The 20,139-nt window shown below is 36.6% G+C and carries 13 protein-coding genes; 11 read left to right on the plus strand and 2 right to left on the minus strand.

Annotated features, from left to right (window positions below):
• Nucleotides 1-73 precede the first annotated feature (73 nt).
• The 7 genes from RBU59_RS28250 (at nucleotide 74) to RBU59_RS28280 (ending at nucleotide 11,063) form a co-directional block, all read left to right on the plus strand.
• On the plus strand, nucleotides 74-2,242 hold the full coding sequence (locus RBU59_RS28250; protein ID WP_308145795.1) for a DNA topoisomerase III: 2,169 nt from the start codon (nucleotides 74-76) through the stop codon (nucleotides 2,240-2,242).
• A 265-nt stretch (nucleotides 2,243-2,507) separates the two neighbouring features.
• Nucleotides 2,508-2,702, plus strand: a complete 195-nt coding sequence (locus RBU59_RS28255; protein ID WP_308145796.1) for a DUF3787 domain-containing protein — start codon at nucleotides 2,508-2,510, stop codon at nucleotides 2,700-2,702.
• 15 nt (nucleotides 2,703-2,717) lie between these two features.
• On the plus strand, nucleotides 2,718-6,251 hold the full coding sequence (nifJ, locus tag RBU59_RS28260) for a pyruvate:ferredoxin (flavodoxin) oxidoreductase (RefSeq protein WP_308145797.1): 3,534 nt from the start codon (nucleotides 2,718-2,720) through the stop codon (nucleotides 6,249-6,251).
• A 288-nt stretch (nucleotides 6,252-6,539) separates the two neighbouring features.
• On the plus strand, nucleotides 6,540-7,355 hold the full coding sequence (locus tag RBU59_RS28265) for a methionine ABC transporter ATP-binding protein (protein ID WP_308145798.1): 816 nt from the start codon (nucleotides 6,540-6,542) through the stop codon (nucleotides 7,353-7,355).
• Nucleotides 7,352-8,050: a methionine ABC transporter permease gene (locus tag RBU59_RS28270; protein ID WP_308145799.1), complete on the plus strand. Its 699-nt coding sequence runs from the start codon at nucleotides 7,352-7,354 to the stop codon at nucleotides 8,048-8,050. Before RBU59_RS28265 ends, RBU59_RS28270 begins: the two co-directional genes overlap by 4 nt.
• Before the next feature lies 1 nt (nucleotide 8,051).
• Nucleotides 8,052-8,996 (plus strand): MetQ/NlpA family ABC transporter substrate-binding protein, encoded by a 945-nt coding sequence (locus RBU59_RS28275; RefSeq protein ID WP_308145800.1) that lies wholly within the window; start codon nucleotides 8,052-8,054, stop codon nucleotides 8,994-8,996.
• Nucleotides 8,997-9,368: 372 nt separating this feature from the next.
• On the plus strand, nucleotides 9,369-11,063 hold the full coding sequence (locus tag RBU59_RS28280; RefSeq protein WP_308145801.1) for a methyl-accepting chemotaxis protein: 1,695 nt from the start codon (nucleotides 9,369-9,371) through the stop codon (nucleotides 11,061-11,063).
• Nucleotides 11,064-11,243: 180 nt separating this feature from the next.
• Here the strand turns inward: RBU59_RS28280 and asnB are convergent, their stop codons facing one another.
• Nucleotides 11,244-13,097 (minus strand): asparagine synthase (glutamine-hydrolyzing), encoded by a 1,854-nt coding sequence (gene asnB, locus RBU59_RS28285; protein ID WP_308145802.1) that lies wholly within the window; start codon nucleotides 13,095-13,097, stop codon nucleotides 11,244-11,246.
• A gap of 221 nt (nucleotides 13,098-13,318) precedes the next feature.
• Between asnB and RBU59_RS28290 the strand changes: the two genes are divergently transcribed.
• Nucleotides 13,319-15,112: a heme NO-binding domain-containing protein gene (locus RBU59_RS28290; RefSeq protein WP_308145803.1), complete on the plus strand. Its 1,794-nt coding sequence runs from the start codon at nucleotides 13,319-13,321 to the stop codon at nucleotides 15,110-15,112.
• 322 nt (nucleotides 15,113-15,434) lie between these two features.
• Here the strand turns inward: RBU59_RS28290 and arcC are convergent, their stop codons facing one another.
• Entirely contained in the window at nucleotides 15,435-16,370 is a 936-nt protein-coding gene (gene arcC, locus RBU59_RS28295) for a carbamate kinase (protein ID WP_308145804.1), read from the minus strand.
• A 283-nt stretch (nucleotides 16,371-16,653) separates the two neighbouring features.
• On the opposite strand from arcC, the gene RBU59_RS28300 reads away from it, so the two are divergent.
• The 3 genes from RBU59_RS28300 to RBU59_RS28310 all read left to right on the plus strand — a co-directional run bounded on the left by RBU59_RS28300 (nucleotide 16,654) and on the right by RBU59_RS28310 (nucleotide 19,980).
• Entirely contained in the window at nucleotides 16,654-18,030 is a 1,377-nt protein-coding gene (locus RBU59_RS28300) for a 2-isopropylmalate synthase (protein WP_308145805.1), read from the plus strand.
• Nucleotides 18,031-18,139: 109 nt separating this feature from the next.
• Nucleotides 18,140-19,300: an isocitrate/isopropylmalate family dehydrogenase gene (locus RBU59_RS28305; protein ID WP_308145806.1), complete on the plus strand. Its 1,161-nt coding sequence runs from the start codon at nucleotides 18,140-18,142 to the stop codon at nucleotides 19,298-19,300.
• 11 nt (nucleotides 19,301-19,311) lie between these two features.
• The gene (locus RBU59_RS28310) at nucleotides 19,312-19,980 is read left to right on the plus strand and encodes a GntR family transcriptional regulator (protein WP_308145807.1); all 669 of its coding nucleotides are present in this window, start codon (nucleotides 19,312-19,314) and stop codon (nucleotides 19,978-19,980) included.
• The last annotated feature ends 159 nt before the right edge of the window (nucleotides 19,981-20,139 follow it).

Raw genomic sequence — 20,139 nt, forward strand, 5'->3', positions numbered from 1 at the left:
TACGGATATTTTTATTGTAGTTATAAAAAGTTAATTGACAAAAATACAAAAATTGATTGAAAATGAGGTATACATGAAATCATTAATTATTGCTGAAAAACCATCTGTTGCAAGAGATATAGCAAGAGTTCTGAAATCTTCGAGAAATAATAACGGAGTCCTGGAAGGGGAAAGGTATGTAGTTACTTGGGCATTGGGGCATCTTGTCACTTTGGCTGATCCGGAGAGTTACGATGAAAAATATAAAGAATGGAAGATAGAGCATCTTCCCATGCTTCCTGAAAAATTTGAACTGGTTGTTATCAAACAAACCGGTAAGCAGTACCAGGTGGTTAAGAATCAGATTCACAGAAAGGACATATCGGATATTATCATAGCTACCGATGCCGGTCGGGAAGGGGAGCTGGTTGCCCGATGGATACTTAACAAGGCAAATAACAAAAAACCGATTAAAAGATTATGGATATCCTCTGTTACCGATAAAGCAATTAGAGAAGGGTTCAACAGACTAAAGGATGGAAAGGAATATGAAAATCTTTATAAGGCAGCTGTTGCCAGAGCAGAAAGCGATTGGATTGTAGGTATGAATGCAACCAGGGCACTGACATGTAAGTATAATGCAAGTCTTTCCTGTGGAAGAGTTCAAACTCCAACTCTGGCCATGATTGCAAAAAGAGAAGAGGAAATAAAATCGTTCATTCCGAAACCATATTATGGACTTATGGGAAAAACAAAAGAAATGACAGTCACCTGGAGAGATAAAACAACAAAAGAGAAGTCTGTTTTTGATAAATCCAGGATAGAAGAAATATACCGGAAAGTGAATGGAAAAAAGGGTATAGTAACCGACGTTAAAATAACCGGTAAGAAAACATATGCACCAGGACTTTACGATTTAACGGAGTTACAGCGGGATGCAAATAAATTATTTGATTTTTCAGCAAAAGAAACTTTAAATATTATGCAGCGACTCTATGAGAATCATAAAGTTCTGACCTATCCCAGAACCGACTCCAGATATCTGCCTTCCGATATCGTGGGAACACTTAAGGAAAGAATAGAATCAGTCAGTGTCGGTCCATACAAGCTGCTGGCAGGAAAGTTAGCGAAGAAGCCGATTTCGACCAATTCCTCTTTTGTGGATGACAGTAAGGTAAGTGATCATCATGCAATTATTCCTACTGAAGAATTTGTTCGTCTGGACAATATGAGCCTGGATGAGCGAAAGATTTATGATCTTGTGGTAAGAAGGTTTTTGGCAGTTTTATATCCACCCTGTCAATTTGATGAAATATCAGTTATCGTTAAGGTGGAGCAGGAAGAATTTATTGCTAAAGGAAAAGTGATTAAAGATTTAGGTTATAAAGCGGTTTATGAAAGTATAACAGAGGAGGAAGAAGAAAGAGTATTAAAGACAGAGAAAGGGGAAGTGCTAAACAAGATTGAATTTATCATAACGGAAGGGAAAACAGCTCCTCCGTCGCCGTTTAATGAAGCAAGTCTTCTTTCTGCTATGGAAAACCCGGTGCATTTTCTTGATGACAGAGATAAAGAGGTAGTAAAAACACTGGGAGAGACCGGGGGACTTGGTACTGTTGCAACACGTGCAGACATAATTGAGAAGCTTTTTAATACTTTTTTAATAGAAAAACGGGGCAAAGAAATCTTCATTACTTCAAAAGGAAAGCAGTTATTGGAATTGGTACCTGAAGATCTAAAAAAGCCTGAACTGACAGCCCAGTTGGAGATGAAATTATCCAAGATAGCTCAGGGAAAATTGCGGCAGCAGGAGTTAATGGAGGAGATGGTAACTTATACAAAAGAGATTGTTTCTGAAATTAAAGAAAGTGACGGTAAATTCCGTCATGATAACATGACCAATACCAAATGCCCTGTTTGCGGTCAGAAGATGCTCTCCGTTACGAATAAAAACAATAAGATGCTTGTGTGCAGTGACCGGAACTGCGGACATAAAGAAATTATTTCAAGAACCAGTAACGCAAGATGTCCGGTATGCCACAAAAAAATGGAATTGCAGGGAAAAGGGGAGAAGCAGATATTTACCTGTGTCTGCGGTTATAAAGAAAAGCTGACTGCATTTAAAGACAGACGGGAGAGGGAAGGAGCCGGAGTAACCAAAAGAGATGTTGCAAATTATATGAATAAATTAAAAAAGGATTCGAAAGAACCTGTCAACAATGCGTTTGCAGATGCATTTGCTAAAATCAAACTGGATAAATAATGGAAAGAAAAGAGTTATGTTTTTGTAAAGACGAAAACATAACTCTTTTCCTTTAAGCGGGTAGGGTTTGGATTCTGAAATAACAGCGGTCAGCTCCGGTAGTCAGACATATTTTATATAATAGACGAAATATCACTTATTTGCATAAAAACATCTTATCCTTTTTACTTTTTTGTATAAATAAAGTAAATTTGGAGAATTTAATATCAATTATATATTTTTATAATTTCTATTTTATTATATCTATAGGAAGGAGGATTATATTATGCAGGAAAGGAAAGAAAAATCACTCAGTGGGATTGATAATAAGAGACTTAATAAAACGGATTGTACCAATAACGAGGGTACTGCAGCATGGGCTAATATGGACAAGATGGTACCAGAGAGCCATGTGAATATTCCGGATGATTATAATGTGGAAAAAGCAAAAAACTGGGTAGATAACGGTAGTAAATTATAGAATTGGAGAAAAACAATGGCTAAAACGCAAATGACTTTAGATGGAAATTCAGCAGCCGCTTATGTAGCGTATGCTTTTACTGATGTAGCAGCCATATATCCCATAACACCATCCTCCGGTATGGCAGAAATTACAGATGACTGGGCTGCAAAAGGGAAAAAGAATATATTTAATCAGGAAGTAAATGTAGTTGAAATGCAGTCCGAAGCCGGTGCGGCGGGGGCTTTTCACGGATCTTTGCAGGCCGGTGCACTGACAACGACCTTTACTGCTTCCCAGGGATTGTTATTAATGATACCGAATTTATACAAAGCCGCCGGAGAATTACTTCCGGGGGTATTACATGTCAGCGCAAGAGCACTTGCTGCCCATGCGCTCAGTATATTTGGCGACCATCAGGATGTAATGGCAGTAAGGCAGACAGGCTGTGCCCTTTTAGCAAGCGGTTCTGTCCAGGAAGTAATGGATTTGGCACCTATTGCCCACTTAGCAGCAATTAAGGGCAGATTACCTTTTGTACATTTTTTTGACGGCTTTCGTACTTCTCATGAAATTCAGAAAGTAGAAGCTTTAGAATATGAAGACTATGCAAACCTGGTTGATTATAAAGCAATTGAAGAATTCAGAAGCAGAGCTTTATCCCCGAATCATCCGGTGACACGAGGTACTGCACAAAATCCGGATATTTATTTTCAGGGAAGAGAATCAAGTAATCCATTTTACAACAACCTGATACCGGTTGTAGAGGAGTATCTGGAAAAAACCGCTTCCTTAACCGGCAGGAAATACGGACTTTTTGATTATTATGGAGTACCGGATGCGGAATATGTCATTATAGCAATGGGGTCCGTAACAGAAACCATAGAAGAGACAATCGATTATCATAATGCGAGGGGGGAGAAGTACGGTTTAGTAAAAGTTCATCTTTATCGTCCTTTTTCTGCAAAGCATTTCTTAAGCTGTATACCCAAGTCAGTTAAGAAAATTGCTGTTTTAGACCGTACCAAAGAACCGGGAGCATTAGGAGAACCTTTGTATCTGGATGTATGCGGCTGCTATTGTGATATTGAGAGCGCCCCAACCATAATCGGAGGACGTTATGGACTTGGTTCGAAAGATACCAGACCAAATCATATTTCTGCAGTATTTGAAAATTTAAAACAGAAAAATTCTAAAAATCACTTCACTTTAGGTATTAATGATGATATTACCAATTTGTCACTGGAATCCGTTGATCATATATCAACGGAACCTGAGGACAGAAAAGCATGTAAGGTATGGGGCTTAGGTTCTGACGGTACGGTAGGTGCCAATAAACAGGCTATTATGATAATAGGTAACCAAACCGATCAAAAAGTACAGGCATATTTTGATTATGACTCAAAAAAGTCAGGTGGTATTACCATGTCCCATTTACGTTTTGGTAAATCACCCATTAAGTCCACTTATCTGGTGGAACACGCGGATTATGTTGCCTGCCATAATCAGTCTTATGTAAATAAGTACGATATTGTCAGTGATTTGAAACCAGGCGGAATATTTGTTCTTAATTGTGTTTGGTCCGATGAGGAAGTTGAAACTCATTTGCCGGCCAAATATAAGAAAGTAATAGCAGAGAAAAATATCCAGTTTTATACCATTAATGCAGTCCAGATAGCAGAAGAAATTGGATTGGGAAACCGCATTAATATGGTTATGCAGGGTGCATTCTTTAAATTGATTAATATCCTGCCGGAAGAGGAATTTATTAAAGCTCTTAAAGATGCGGCGACGTATTCCTATAATAAAAAAGGTGATAAAGTAGTTCAGATGAATCATGATGCCATTGACAAGGGTGTCAGAAGAATTCATAAAGTAGAGGTTCCGCCTGAATGGAAGAATGCAAAAGAAACAGAGGAAGAAGATGACGTTAAAGAACCGGATTTCATAAAGGATATTATGCGGCCTATGGAACAGCAGAAAGGCCATAAACTTCCGGTCTCTGCTTTTAAAGGAAGAGAGGACGGTACTTTCCCTTCTGGCTCCACTGCTTATGAAAAACGAGGAATTGCAGTGAATGTACCGGAATGGATTGAAGAAAATTGTATCCAATGTAACCAATGTTCTTATATTTGTCCCCATGCGGTTATCCGGCCATTCCTTTTAAATGATAATGAGCTGGAAAAAGCACCTAAATCATTTGAGACTATAAAAGCAATCGGTAAAGGCGTGGAGGGTTTACATTTCAGAATTCAGATAAGCCCCATGGATTGTACCGGGTGCGGCAATTGTGCAGATATCTGTCCGGCGAAGAATAAGGCTCTGGTAATGAATCCGATCGCAACACAGGTGGAGGAACAGGTAGAAAATTGGAAGTTCGCTTCTTGTGAAGTAGGTTACAAGACGGATTTAGCACTTGGTAAATCCTTTAAAGACAGTCAGTTTAAAGAACCCTTGATGGAATTCTCCGGTGCTTGTGCAGGCTGCGGTGAAACACCTTATATTAAATTAATTACCCAGTTATTCGGTGAACGAATGATGATAGCTAATGCTACCGGTTGTTCCTCCATATGGGGTGCATCCGCGCCAAGTACTGCATACACTACAAATAGGGAGGGAAAAGGACCGGCCTGGGCTAATTCCTTATTTGAAGATAATGCGGAGTTTGGTTTTGGTATGTATCTGGCTTCCAAACAGATGCGAAAGAGTATTGAAGAAAATATACTGAAACTGGTAGAAAAAACTATTGAACCACATGTAAAAGAATTATTGGTTGACTGGTTAAATTATAAAGAAGATGGTGATGTTAGTAAAGTAACCAGCGAAAAATTAATGGAAGAATTAGTGAATTATAAATCTGCAGATACAGAAGTAATGTATCTGATTGATCAAATTAAGCAGCGGAGTGATTATCTTGTGAAACGTTCCCATTGGATATTAGGCGGTGACGGATGGGCATATGATATTGGTTACGGCGGACTTGACCAGGTAATGTCATCCGGTGAAGATATTAATGTTCTTGTATTTGATACGGAAGTTTATTCGAATACCGGCGGACAGGCATCCAAATCCACTCCCACAGCAGCAGTTGCAAAATTCGCAAGCTCCGGCAAAAAGGCCGGCAAAAAAGATCTTGGACGTATGATGATGACTTATGGCAATGTTTATGTTGCACAGGTTGGTATTCATGCAGATAACAATCAGTTAATCAAAGCCGTCAGGGAAGCGGAAACCTATAAAGGTCCATCTATAATTATCGCTTATGCACCTTGTATCAGTCACGGGATCAGAGAAGGTATGGGCAGAAGTATGGAAACCATCAAAAAGGCAGTTAAAGCAGGTTATTGGCATCTTTACAGATATAATCCGGATCTTAAGAAAGAGGGCAAAAATCCTTTTACTTTAGATTCCAAAGAACCGACAGAAAGCTTCCGTGATTTCATTATGGGTCAGGTACGTTATAGTTCCCTTGCACGTACTTTCCCGGATGTGGCAGAAGAATTATTTAATAAGGCGGAAGAAAATGCAAAAGAGCGGTATGAGACTTATAAGACATTAGCTTCATTATAAAACAGTAGATATTTTTAATAAATGGGCCTGTATCAAAGATCTTACAGGCTCTTTTTTTGCAATATAGTGCTTCTTCTATTGACAATTTACTATAAAATATAGTATAAATTCTTATGTTATTACAGTACGAATGATCAATAATTTTGGATTAATTATAACTCGAGACATACATGCTTTAATGCAAAAAAGTACTTGACAAAATATGAAAATAGTAGTATAAATATTCATACAAATCATATCAGATAAGTATGAATTATATAAAATACAATATGAAAAAAAGGTGACGGTATGATTCAGGTAAAAGATTTAACAAAGGAGTTTAAGACCGGCAAAAATAAAAAGCTGACAGTATTAAACAACATTAATTTAGAAATCGAAGACGGAGATATTTACGGAATTATCGGTATGAGCGGTGCCGGAAAAAGTACTTTAATTCGGTGTATAAACCTTTTGGAAAGGCCTACAAAAGGACATATTATTATCGATTGGATCGATATTACGGAAATAAGAGGGAAAAATTTACTTGCATTAAGAAAAAATATAGGTATGATATTCCAGAACTTTAATCTTCTCATGCAAAAGAATGTCAGAAAAAATATTGCATTTGGTTTGGAAATTACAAAATTAAAGAATTTTAAGATTCCCGGAATGAGCGCTGAGGAATATAAAAGGCTAAACTATTTTCAAAAAAGGAATATGAAAAAGGCAGAAATTAGAAAACGCGTGGATGAACTGTTGGAATTAGTGGACCTAAAGGAAAAAGAATATTACTACCCGGCAAAGTTAAGCGGTGGTCAGAGACAGCGAGTAGCGATTGCAAGAGCATTGGCAACCAGACCGTCCATACTTTTATGTGATGAAGCAACATCGGCTCTAGATAGTAAAACAACGGATTCTATTTTAAAATTGTTAAAAAGAATTAATGATGAAACAAAAGTCACCATAATAGTTATCACTCATGAAATGAATGTAGTTCAAAAAATCTGTAATAAAGTCGCAGTTATTGATAAGTCAGAAATTGTGGCTTCCGGTTATACGAAAGATGTGTTTCAAAATAGTACTTCAGAAATTGTCAGAAATTTAGTAGGGGGGAATATTGTATGAATCAGATAATAGAATATTTGAAAGTGCTGTTTGAAGAAAACGGCGCCATGATTGCGCAAGGTATTCTAGATACACTGTATATGACATTTACCGCAACGGCTGCAGCATACATATTCGGGCTTCCTATAGGGATTCTGGCTGAAGTAACAAGAAAAGGCGGTATTCATCCCATACCAATCCTAAATAAGATTTTAGGTTTGATAATTAATATTGGCAGATCTATACCGTTTATTATACTTTTAGTGGCTGTTATGCCGATTACAAGAATCGTCGCCGGAACCACCATTGGTCCTAAGGCAGCAACGGTTCCCCTGATAATAGCAGCTACACCCTTTGTAGCCAGATTGATTGAAAATACTTTAAGAGATGTTGACGGTGGAGTGATTGAAGCAGCAAGAGCAATGGGGGCCAATGCTTTACAGATAATATTTAAAGTTATGCTTCCGGAATCCCTGCCATCTTTAATAATGGGTGCTTCCTTAGCTACAATTACCTTGGTAGGTTATACAGCAATGGCCGGTATCGTCGGCGGAAGAGGACTCGGCGATATTGCCATGCGGTTTGGTTATTACCGTTATCAGACGGATATTATGATTGTTACAATTGTTTTGTTGGTATTATTTGTACAAATTATACAGAACATTGGACATATAGTTTCAAAGAAAATTGATAAAAGAGGAAAAGGAGAAAATTAATATGAAAAAAATGAAACGCTTTGCCAGCTTATTATTATCAGTAGTACTTATCAGTGTACTTTTTACCGCTTGCGGTACCAAAAAGAGTAATGATACTAATAATGCCGGAAGTGATGCTACAGGATCATCAGAAGTTTCAACATCAGAAGCAACCACGGGAGAAACTACTTCTGGGGAAACTGCTTCTGGAGATACTGCAAAAGGTGAATTAACTGAAATTGTTGTTGGTGCAACGGTGGAACCTCATGCTACTATATTAAATTCCGATGCTGTAAAAAATGCATTAGCAGAACAGGGTTACTCCATTAAAGTTGTTGAATATTCAGATTATATCCAGCCTAATGTAGCTACTGAAGATGGAAGCTTAGATGCAAACTTTTTTCAGCATGTACCTTACTTAGATGATTATAATAAAAAAAATGGAACTAATTTAAAGGCAGTTGCAAACATTCATTTTGAACCCTTGGGGATCTACCCGGGAAAAGCTGCTTCTATAGATGCAGTTGCGGATGGTGCACAGATCGCAGTTCCCAATGATACCTCCAATGAAGCGAGAGCTTTATTATTACTTGAAAAAGCCGGACTAATTAAATTAAAAGAAAATATCGGATTAGATGCAACAATCAATGATATTGTAGAAAATCCTAAGAAACTGGATATCGTAGAAATAGAAGCAGCTCAGACTGTAAAAGTATTGCAGGATGTTGACCTTGCAGTAATTAATGGAAATTTTGCATTATCCAACGGGTTATCTGCCAGTGAAGATGCTCTGTTAGTGGAAGATTCAGCTTCCGATGCTGCGGCAACTTATGCAAATGTTATTGTTGTTAAGGAAGGCAATGAAGAATCCGATAAAACCAAAGCCTTAATAAAAGCAGTCACTTCTGAAGAATCTAAAAATTTTATTAATGAACAGTGGAAAGGCGCAGTTATACCTGTATTCTAAGCTGATCCTGTTTAATTAATCCTTAGGTATTGATGCAAACGAATGGAATGATACAATAATAAAAAAATGATTCGGGAATTTTTTCCTGAATCATTTTTTTATTTCATACGAGGAAAGTTCCCGAACTTCCCTTTGAAATAAAAAGCCCGGCCGGCAGGATGCATATGAACACACAAAAGGATAATATTCTTTGGTGGATTGTCACTAAGTGACAGTTCGTCAACGCTAGAGTCTGGCAAGCCAGATTCTTTCATATAGAAATTTTTGTTGTAAATATCATATTTATGTAATACAATTCTCGTAAACGGAATGTATAAAGCAATACATAAGATGATAGCGGATTACCAAGTTACATTACAGGAGGACTATGACATGAAGATTAAGTGGAAAATAGTATTAGCAACAGTTGCGGCAATATTAGGATTTATAATAATCACTAATTTTTTATTTTTGCAGATTGTAACTAAATTAGTAAATGATGAAACAGAAAAAGAATTGACTAACTACTCAAAGCTAGGCTTATCTCTTTTGGATACACACTACCCTGGAGACTGGCGGCTAGAGGAAGATAAAATATATAAAGGGGAGACTCAGATTAATGATAATTTTGACGCTGTAGATAATATAACTGGAAAAACAGGTATTCTTGCAACTGTGTTTGCAGGAGATACAAGAGTTTCTACAACGGTTAAAAATTCAGACGGAAAACGTCAGGTGGGAACGAAGGCATCGGATAAGATTATTAATACGGTTCTTAAGAATGGAAAGGAATATCTTGGGACTGCGGTTGTTGCAGGAGATAATGCTGATACTTTTTATGTACCTTTAAAGGACAAGGATGGAAACGTAATTGGTATGTGGTTTGTAGGTGTTTATAAAAAAGATGTGGAAGCTAAGATTCACAATTCCGTTTTATCAATAACCGGTATGCTTATAATAATTTTATTTATTGGAATCTTATTATCTTATTTGCTGGGTAACGTTATCTCAAAAGGTTTCAGACATATTAAAGTCAATCTGGAAAAGCTGGAAAAGGGGGATCTTACTATCAGTTTTGACTCAAAAGCAGCTAAGAGAAAAGATGAAGTCGGTGATATCACCAGGTCGTTTATTAATATGCAGAATCAAATCAGCAAGACCATGTTCTCTATTAAAGAGGAGAGCAGAAAGATAGAAGATGCTGCCATTGTTTTGGCTGATAATGCAAATGATGTCTATCATAATGTGGAAGACATATCAGCTACTACACAGGAATTATCAGCCGGCATGGAAGAAACTGCAGCTTCTTCCCAGGAGATGAGTGCCACTGCAGTAGAAATAGAAAAAGAAATCAGCAGGGTTTCAGATCAATCAAATCACGGATTAGAACTTACGGCAGAAATTAAAGACCGAGCGGAAAAATTAAAAGAGGTAGCTTTAGAATCCCAGAAAACAGCGTTGGAAATTTATGAAAAGGCAAACAAGCAGTTAAGACAGTCAATTAATAAAACCAGTGCAATAGAAGAGATAAAGGCGTTATCCAAAACGATACTAAGCATAACTTCCCAGACAAATTTATTGGCTTTAAACGCTGCGATTGAGTCCGCAAGAGCAGGGGAAGCAGGTAAAGGATTTGCGGTAGTTGCCAATGAAATACGATTACTGGCAGAAAACTCCCAGGATGCAGTGTCCAGAATTGAAGCTATTACAATGGATGTGTCCGGAGCAGTAGAAGAATTAGTTGCTGATTCCAGAAATATTTTAGATTTTATAGATAACAAAGTTAGCAAGGATTATAAAATATTAGTTCAAACGGGGGAACAATATAGTGATGATGCCAATACGGTAGAAGATATGGTGGCAGAAATAAAAACTTCTACGGTTCAGTTATTTGAGTCCATTCAGTTTATTAGGCAGGCAATTGATGAGGTTACCGTTGCAACCAATGAAGGAGCAAGCGGTTCTTCTGAAATAGCTGGTAAATCATCAGTGATAGCTGCAAAGACCAGTGAGGTATTAGAACAGGCGAATCGTAATAAAGAAAGTGCCGTACGTTTAAATGAACAAATAAAATTCTTTAAATTTTAATTACTTCCGATTAGGAGAGATCGGCTGTTTTTAAAAAGCTTGCGTTTATACCTTTTTGATTTGCTTCAAATAAGAGAATGTTACTATTAGTGAAGTACTATACTGAATAAAGTATAAACTAATTGTAACATCCCCTTTCGTAATATTCACACTTTACCTTATAATGCTCCAAAACGATAATCAGAGTAGTATTTGTATCTTATATTTATCCAGCCAGTAGTTTACCTGAAGCATATAGGCTAACATCTGAGGACCTGCCATAAGCTGGCCAAACCATGGTTTTCCATAATCAGAGGGTGTAGAGATAAAATTTTTAATTTTACCTTTATCGATAAGGGCATTAATAGGAGAAGCGGAGTCCTCTAACACTGCCATAAGTCTGTCTGCTAATAGTTTTTCATAATTAGGATTATAGGTTTTCGGATAAGGGCTCTTCTTGCGATTAAGTACTTCATCCGGCAGCAGCCCCCTTGCAGATTCTCTTAGAAGGTGTTTTACCACACCATCTTTACATTTTATATCCCATGGAACATTCCAAACATATTCCAATATTCTGTTATCTGCTAAGGGTACTCTGGCTTCCAGGCCGGAATACATACTGGTTCGGTCCATACGGTCTAATAAGGTAATCATAAACCATTTTATATTCAGATAAGCGATTTCACGCCTTCTGGCTTCCATAGAATTTTCCCCCTCAAGTTTAGGGGTTTCTTTTACTGATTTTTCATAGGCGGCTAAGATATATTCTTCCAGATTAACTTCCTGTAACAGATCATCTTTTAATAACTGTTTCCTTGGTTCAACATTTTTAGACCAGGGAAATGTATGCATTTCAAATGACTCCTTATTATGGAACCATGGATATCCACCGAATATTTCATCAGCACATTCTCCGGTTAGAGTAACTTTGTTATATTTTTTTACTTCAGAACAAAAATATAATAAAGAAGAATCAACATCTGCCATACCGGGCAGATCTTTTGCATCCACAGAAGCATACAGGTAATCAGCCAGTTTTAAGTTGTCACATTCCAGATAAGTATGATTGGTTTTTAAATGGGACACCATCATATCTACGTAAGGACGATCTCTGGAGGGCTGAAAGGAGTTTGCTTTAAAAAATTTATCATTACCATCAAAATCAAAAGAGAATGTGTTAAGCTTTTCACCAAGTTTTTCTAATTCGATAGCACAAACTGCTGTTACAATACTGCTGTCTACACCTCCTGATAAAAAAGTACAGATAGGAATATCGGATATCATTTGACGTTTTATAGAATCTTTAACCAGAAAGGCTGTTTTTTCAATTGTTTCTTCATAGGAATCCGTATGAGGGCTGCTTACTAATTCCCAATATTTTATTGATTTAAGTCCATCTTTGCCATAAACATTATAATAGCCGGGTAAAACTTCATAGCAATCTTTAAAGACACCGTTGCCATAGGTTTTTGCCGGCCCAAGACCGAATACTTCGCACAGACCCTGTTTATCAATAACCGGTTTACAGCCCGGATATTCAAATAGCACTTTTAATTCTGATCCAAATACGAGAGTATCATTTATAATTGTATAAAAAAGAGGCTTAATTCCAAGACGGTCCCTGAAGATACTTAAAGTCTGGTTATATTCATCCCATATAGCAAATGCAAAAATTCCATTTAACTCTTTAACGAATTCATTACCATATTCTATAATTCCAAGCAAAATAACTTCCGTATCGCTGGTGGTACGAAACTTCCATCCTTTTAATTCTAAATCCTGTCTTAATTCAGCTGTATTGTATAATTCACCATTGTAGATTATGGTAAACATTTTATTAGCGATTCTTCTGCTCATAGGTTGTTTGCCACCCGTTAAGTCTATTATTGACAGCCTGGTATGAGCCAGACCGGCGTGTTCAGTAAGATACTGACCGTTATCATCCGGCCCCCTGTGTCTTATAGTGTATTTCATTTTGTTAAGAATATCATACCATTTTGGTGACTCTTCCATGTAGTTTCCTTTAAAATTACAGAATCCGGCTATTCCACACAATTTAAGCACCATCCTTAATTATAATAGTTATAGTATGCCTGACATTTATTTCTGATACTTAGGTTATCTGTTAGAATTAAAAAACATCTGGCATATCTTGTAATTATTACTTGATTGATTTATAATAGATAACATAATGTATGGCTATAATAATATTTTAAAGCTTTATTACAGCAGTAATTATCTGTTATGCAAAAATATTATACAAAGGAGAAACGAATATGAAGGGTACAGTTGTATCGACTTGGGTTGAATCCTGCAGAAAATTATTTGGGGATACCGTAGTGAATAATGCTATGCAGGCTTATAATTTATCCAATGATCATATATTTACACCTTTTGAAGATGTAGAAGACAGAATAGCTTGGGGGATAGTGGATCATATTGGTAATGAAGTTGGAAAAAACCATCAGGAAATCTGGTTTACTATGGGCGAAGAAAATATTAAAACATTCAGTAAGGCTTACCCTGGATTTTTCCGTCATGAATCCGCTTACCAATTTTTAAAATCCATGAACGATGTTCATGTAATTGTTATGAAACGTATTAAAGGAGCCGAACCGCCGGTTTTGGATGTATCACCGGTTTCTTCCCATGAAATTTTGTTCACCTATCGTTCCAAAAGAGGTATGATAGATTATCTTACCGGATTAATAAGTGGTGTTGCCGATTATTTTAAAGAAGATATAAAAATTGAAGTAAAAAGCCAGAAAGAAAATGAAACCCAGTTATCGCTTACTTTTAAAAAAGAAATCCAATACACAAAAAAGTACCGTATAAGTCAATTATTTTCTTTTGGCATATTTAAGAATACAGCGGTTAAAACAGCCATAGTAAATACTATAGTTATTACTTTATTATCCTTTGCATTGTCGGCAGGGATTATAAACAGTTGTGTAATCGGTGGTGTTACCCTGATGGTATCCTTAATTACTTCAGTGCTGTTTCATCGTCCGCAAAAATTAATCCAGAAAGAACTTGAGAAATTAAGTCAACGAAATTTTGTTGAATCTGTTACTCTTAAATCCAAGGATGAATATGAAGCTATAATGAATAGCATAAATGAAATAAAAAGGAATGTTCAAAAGGATTTTATCGGATTTAATGCAATTGTAGATGAGCTATATACTTTCAATATATCAGTAGCAGAGATAGCGAATACCATGCAGAATACTTCCAATGACATTACTACTGTACTTGATCAGGTAGCGGTTGCAGCCACAACGCAGGCCGAAGATACAAGCAAAGCCATTACAGTGCTCGATGGCAGTATACATAATGTATCAGAAATTTCTGATGACGGACAGAAAAATAAAACACAGATTGAAGAGGCAGTTGTTGGAATTGAAGGCAGTTTTCATAATGTACAATCAACCGCTTCACAAATCACTGCAGTACTTGCTAAATTCAGTAATATTCGCGAGCGTAGCAATGAACTGAAAGTGAATGCGGATGACATCACTCAGATTGTATTAATCGTAGCTGCCATAGCGAAACAGATTAATCTGCTTGCTTTAAATGCATCAATTGAAGCAGCGAGAGCAGGGGAAGCCGGCAAAGGATTCACCGTAGTTGCCGAAGAAGTAAGAAAATTATCGGAAGAAACCAATAGTGCGGTAAATCAGATTAATGAGAGCTTAACGAATTTTGTTTCCAGTATTAATGTGGTTGTAGAGGACATTGATGTACAATATGATGTATTGAAACTGGAAAACACAAAACTTACTGAAGCAGTGAATTCTTCCAGTCAAACAAACGAACGCTTAAAAGTAGTTTCAGATTTAATGATTCAGAATTCCCAGGATCTAAAATTGGAAGCGGATAATATCTCACATTTATTTGATGGTATTCAGAATCTTGCTGCTATTGCACAAGAAAACTCAGCCTCCACGCAGGAAGCTAATTCTAATGTAACAGTGTATGTTGAGCAAATTAACGAATTAACCCGTCAGATTACCGTATTTGAATCTATGATTAAGAATTTCCAGGAAGATTTAAGTAATTATGCAGTTTAAGAGCAGCCAATATTTTTAAATCATTACGCATTATGATATTTAAATAATAACGCTTTCAATGAAAAAAACCCGATTTGGAATTTTCCAAAATCGGGTTTTTTTATGGAATTATACCAGCAAGGCTGACCTCACTAAGCGCACAAAGTGTGAAAGCCCCTCATGAATGAGGAAAACGGGCTTACTCACTTTGTACTATCATAGAAAGTTGAACTTCCCTATTATACAAAAGTCATTACATGCCAGTATGAGTATCTTGCGGAATGGAAGTTGCTGTTTTACAACCCCTCGAGGGCGAAAGCGAAAGCGTACTGACATCCTTTTATTAGTTTATAACTCTGGTACCGGTCTTGCCATGAATGGCGTCTTTTGCTTTTTCAATATGTGTAATAATAGCTTGTCTGTTTGGAGCTGAAGAGATAAATTGTACGGAAGCATCAATTTTAGGCAGCATGGAAACCGCATCAAAATAACCATTACCAATATATTCTTTTGCTTCTTTGACAGTTATTGTATCCAAAGGTTGTTCTTCTTTTGTACCATAATGTATTGCTACTTTTTCTACGCCTGTTAAAAAGAGCAAAGTATCAGCCTGAACCAATTCAGCTAATAATTCACTGGTATAGTCTTTTTCAATAACAGCACTGGCTCCTTTTAAAGTAGTCCCCTGCTCCAAAACCGGAATTCCTCCTCCGCCTCCGGCTATAACAATCTGATTGGAATCTAATAGTGCTTTAATCGCATCTATTTCGTAGATATCTTTAGGTTTCGGAGAAGCTATAATTCTGCGGTAACCTTTGCCCTCTTCATAGATAACGTAATTTCCTTTCTTTTTTTCTGATTCGGCCTCTTCGAATGACATATAGCGGCCGATGATTTTGGTCGGGCTGCTGAAAGCTTTATCAAAAGGATCTACTTTAACCTGTGTAATTAATGTGGAAATCGGTTTGAAAATTCCACGGTTTAATAATTCCGTACGGATAATATTCTGTAGATCATAACCTATATAACCCTGACTTAAAGCACTGCAGACAGACATCGGAGCTACCGTATATTTTGAATCGAGACGGCTGAATTCGGTCATGGCTGTATGGAACATACCAACCTGCGGGCCATTGCTATGTGTAATAACAAGATCAAAATTATCTTCAACTAAATCAACAATCGCTTTAGCTGCTGCTTTAACTGCTTTCTGCTGTTCAGGAAAAGTATCACCGAAAGCAGCTCTTCCTAATGCAACTACAAGTTTCTTTTTTGGCATAGTTTTTACCTCGCTTATTTTATAATAAAATTACCTTTAATACTGGATTTCTTTCATTTAATTATATAACAGACCTATGAAAAAATAAAGGTAATTTATAATAATAAATCCAGAGTTTAATACGTTAAAACGATAATATGATAATTAGCTACATCATAAAAATTGTTCTTGACAATGTCGGTATAATTGTATACAATAAAACAGAATTATTGGTGTTAAAGTAATATCATAAGAATATATTCTTATATATTGTAAATTTTTTAGTGGTAAGGAGACGTATAACATGGAAAACAGGAAAGTATTTATGAATCCACACAACAATTTACTTCAATTAGAAGAGCATTTATATCCTTTAGTTGATGTAGAGCAGCCTAACGTATTTCGAAATTTATTTCCTTATGATGAGATCCCAAAGATAGCATTTAATGATAGAATCGTACCGCATAATTTCCCCGAAGAAATATGGATTACGGATACTACCTTTCGTGACGGTCAACAATCCAGAGCGCCTTATACAACGGAACAAATAGTTACAATATATGATTATTTACATAGATTGGGCGGCCCTAAAGGTATCATAAGACAAAGTGAATTTTTCCTGTATAGTAAAAAGGACAGAGACGCAGTATATAAATGTATGGAAAGAGGATATAAATTTCCCGAAGTAACCTCATGGATCCGTGCAAGCAAAAAAGATTTTGAATTAGTAAAAGAAATTGGTATGAAAGAAACAGGAATTTTAGTTAGTTGTTCCGATTATCATATTTTTTATAAAATGAAAATGACAAGAAAAGAAGTAATGAATCATTATCTCAGTGTAGTTCGTGAATGTCTGGAGACAGGCGTAGCTCCCCGCTGCCATTTAGAAGATATAACAAGATCTGATATACATGGATTTGTAATTCCGTTTTGCCTGGAATTAATGAAGCTTGGAGAACAGTATGGTATCCCGGTTAAAATCAGGGCGTGTGACACTATGGGTTATGGTGTCAACTTCTCCGGAGCGGTTATACCGCGTTCTGTACAAGGAATTATTTATGGTCTATTGACCCATGGCGGAGTTCCATCAAATATGTTAGAATGGCATGGACATAATGATTTCTATAAAGCAGTTACCAACTCTACTACTGCATGGTTATATGGTGCCTGCGGTGTAAATTGTTCTCTCTTTGGTATTGGTGAGAGAACTGGTAATACACCTCTTGAAGCAATGGTATTTGAATATGCACAGTTAAAAGGCACATTAGATGGTATGGATACAACAGTAATAACAGAAATAGCCGATTATTTCACCAACGAACTTGGATATAAAATTCCTCATAGGACACCTTTTGTAGGTAAGAATTTTAACGTTACCCGAGCAGGAATCCATGCAGATGGTTTACTGAAAAACGAAGAAATCTACAATATATTCGACACGGAGAAGTTTTTAAACAGACCTGTGTTAGTATCGGTTTCAAATACTTCCGGCTTAGCTGGTATCGCTCACTGGATGAATTCTTATTTTAAGTTAAAGGGCAAAAATACTGTTGATAAGAATGACCCTGTTGTTATTAAAGTAAAAGAGTGGGTAGATAAAGAATATGAAGGCGGACGTGTTACTGTTATTACAGATGAGGAATTAATTACAGTAATAAATGAAGTTAGAGAAAGTATTTAACTAGTTAGTTAAATTTTCTACAAAAAACATATATCTGATTTGACAAGCAGAGCAAAATGAAATAAACTGATATATAGCTGGCAAATTATAATAACTATGGAGGATAAAAATGACTGATTATATTCAAGCAGCAAAGGAACAATTCGGCAAATTACTGGAGGAGCAGTTAAAACGCGTAGAAATAATGAAACAGCAAGGCGATTTTGTAAACTATAAAGAATTATCTAAAATAGTAATCGGTGTTTGCGGCGGAGACGGTATTGGACCTGCAATTACATCACAGGCTCAAAGGGTATTGGAGTATTTATTAGCTGATGATGTAAAATCAGGCAAAGTTCAATTTAATGTAATAGACGGACTGACAATTGAACGCAGAGCAGAAGAGATGGCTGCGATACCTCCGGCTGTATTAGAAGATTTGAAAGATTGCCATGTAATTTTAAAAGGACCAACAACAACTCCAAGAAAAGGCGATTCATGGCCAAATGTGGAAAGTGCAAACGTTGCAATGAGAAAAGAACTAGATTTATTCGCGAATGTTAGACCGGTCAGAATTCCTGAACAGGGAATCGATTGGACTTTCTTCAGAGAAAATACAGAAGGTGCTTATGCCGTAGGAAGCAAGGGTTTCCATGTGAATGAAGATCTGGGTGTTGATTTTACAGTGGTAACCTCACAAGGTACGGAAAGAATCATCAGAGCTGCATTTGATTTTGCAAAAACCAATGGTAAAACCAGAGTCACTGCTGTCACAAAAGCTAATATCATAAAGACGACGGATGGTAAATTCTTGGATATGTTCAGAGAAATTGCCAAAGAATATCCGGATATTACTGCTGACGACTGGTACATTGATATCATGACGGCCAAATTAGTAGACGAGAAGAGGAGAAAAGACTTCCAGGTACTCGTATTACCTAATTTGTACGGTGATATTTTAACCGATGAAGCAGCAGAGTTCCAGGGCGGTGTAGGTACAGCCGGGAGTGCTAACATTGGCAAAAAATATGCTATGTTTGAAGCAATCCATGGATCAGCACCGCGTATGGTTGAAGAGGGAAGAGATATTTATGCAGATCCATGCAGCGTTATTCGTGCAGGTGCTATGCTTCTTGCTCATATTGGATATACTGCAGAATCTGAGAAATTATATAAAGCTCTCGATATTTGTACAATAACAGAGAAAAAACTGGTTATCACAGGAAGAGATACAGGAGCGACCAGTGCGGAATTTGCAGATTATCTCATGAGTACGATTGAAAAACTATAGGAGGTTTTTTTGTGGACGATAAAGATGTTCATAAGGAAGTAACAGATAAGTATTCTCTCCGTGGCCGTGTGTTCAATAAAATACGTGAAGATATTTTATCAGGTAAATATACTCAGAATGAAGAATTAAAAGAGACATCGATAGGTTCAGAACTTGGTGTCAGCCGAACTCCGGTTAGAGAAGCGCTTAGACAGCTTGAACTTGAGGGTTTGGTTAATATTATTCCGAACAAGGGTGCCTATGTAAATGGTATATCTGAGAAAGATATTCATGATATTTACATTATTCGTTCTTATCTGGAAGGCTTATGTGCAAGATGGGCTTGTGAGCATATAACGCAGGAACAAATTGATGAATTAGAGGAAGTAGTTTATTTATCAGAATTTCATGCAAAGAAAGAACATCATGAGCAGATAGTCGAATTGGATAATAAGTTTCATCAGCTAATTTATGATGCATCAGACAGTAAGATATTAAATCATGTTTTGTCGGATTTTCATCATTACGTTCAGAGGATACGCAAAATTACTTTATCCTCCGACAACAGGGCTGCTAACTCCAATAAAGAACATACGGCTATATTAGATGCAATACGCCAGAGAGATTGTGAAAAAGCTGAGTTTTTAGCTCATGAACATATCATGAATACAATTAAGAATATTAGTGAACAGGGATTATAAACCTGACTTACATAATTTATGAAATTGTTATCATAGGGTTCAATTTAACATCAGCAGATGCGTTTATCTTAACGCGGAACTTTAAGAAAAGGTTATTACATAAGCAGATTTAATCTGGTTCGTAATAACCTTTCTTTATTTGAATAAATACAGGTTAAA

Source organism: Anaerocolumna sp. MB42-C2 (assembly GCF_030913705.1).
In the GTDB taxonomy this organism is placed as follows: Bacteria; Bacillota; Clostridia; order Lachnospirales; family Lachnospiraceae; genus Anaerocolumna.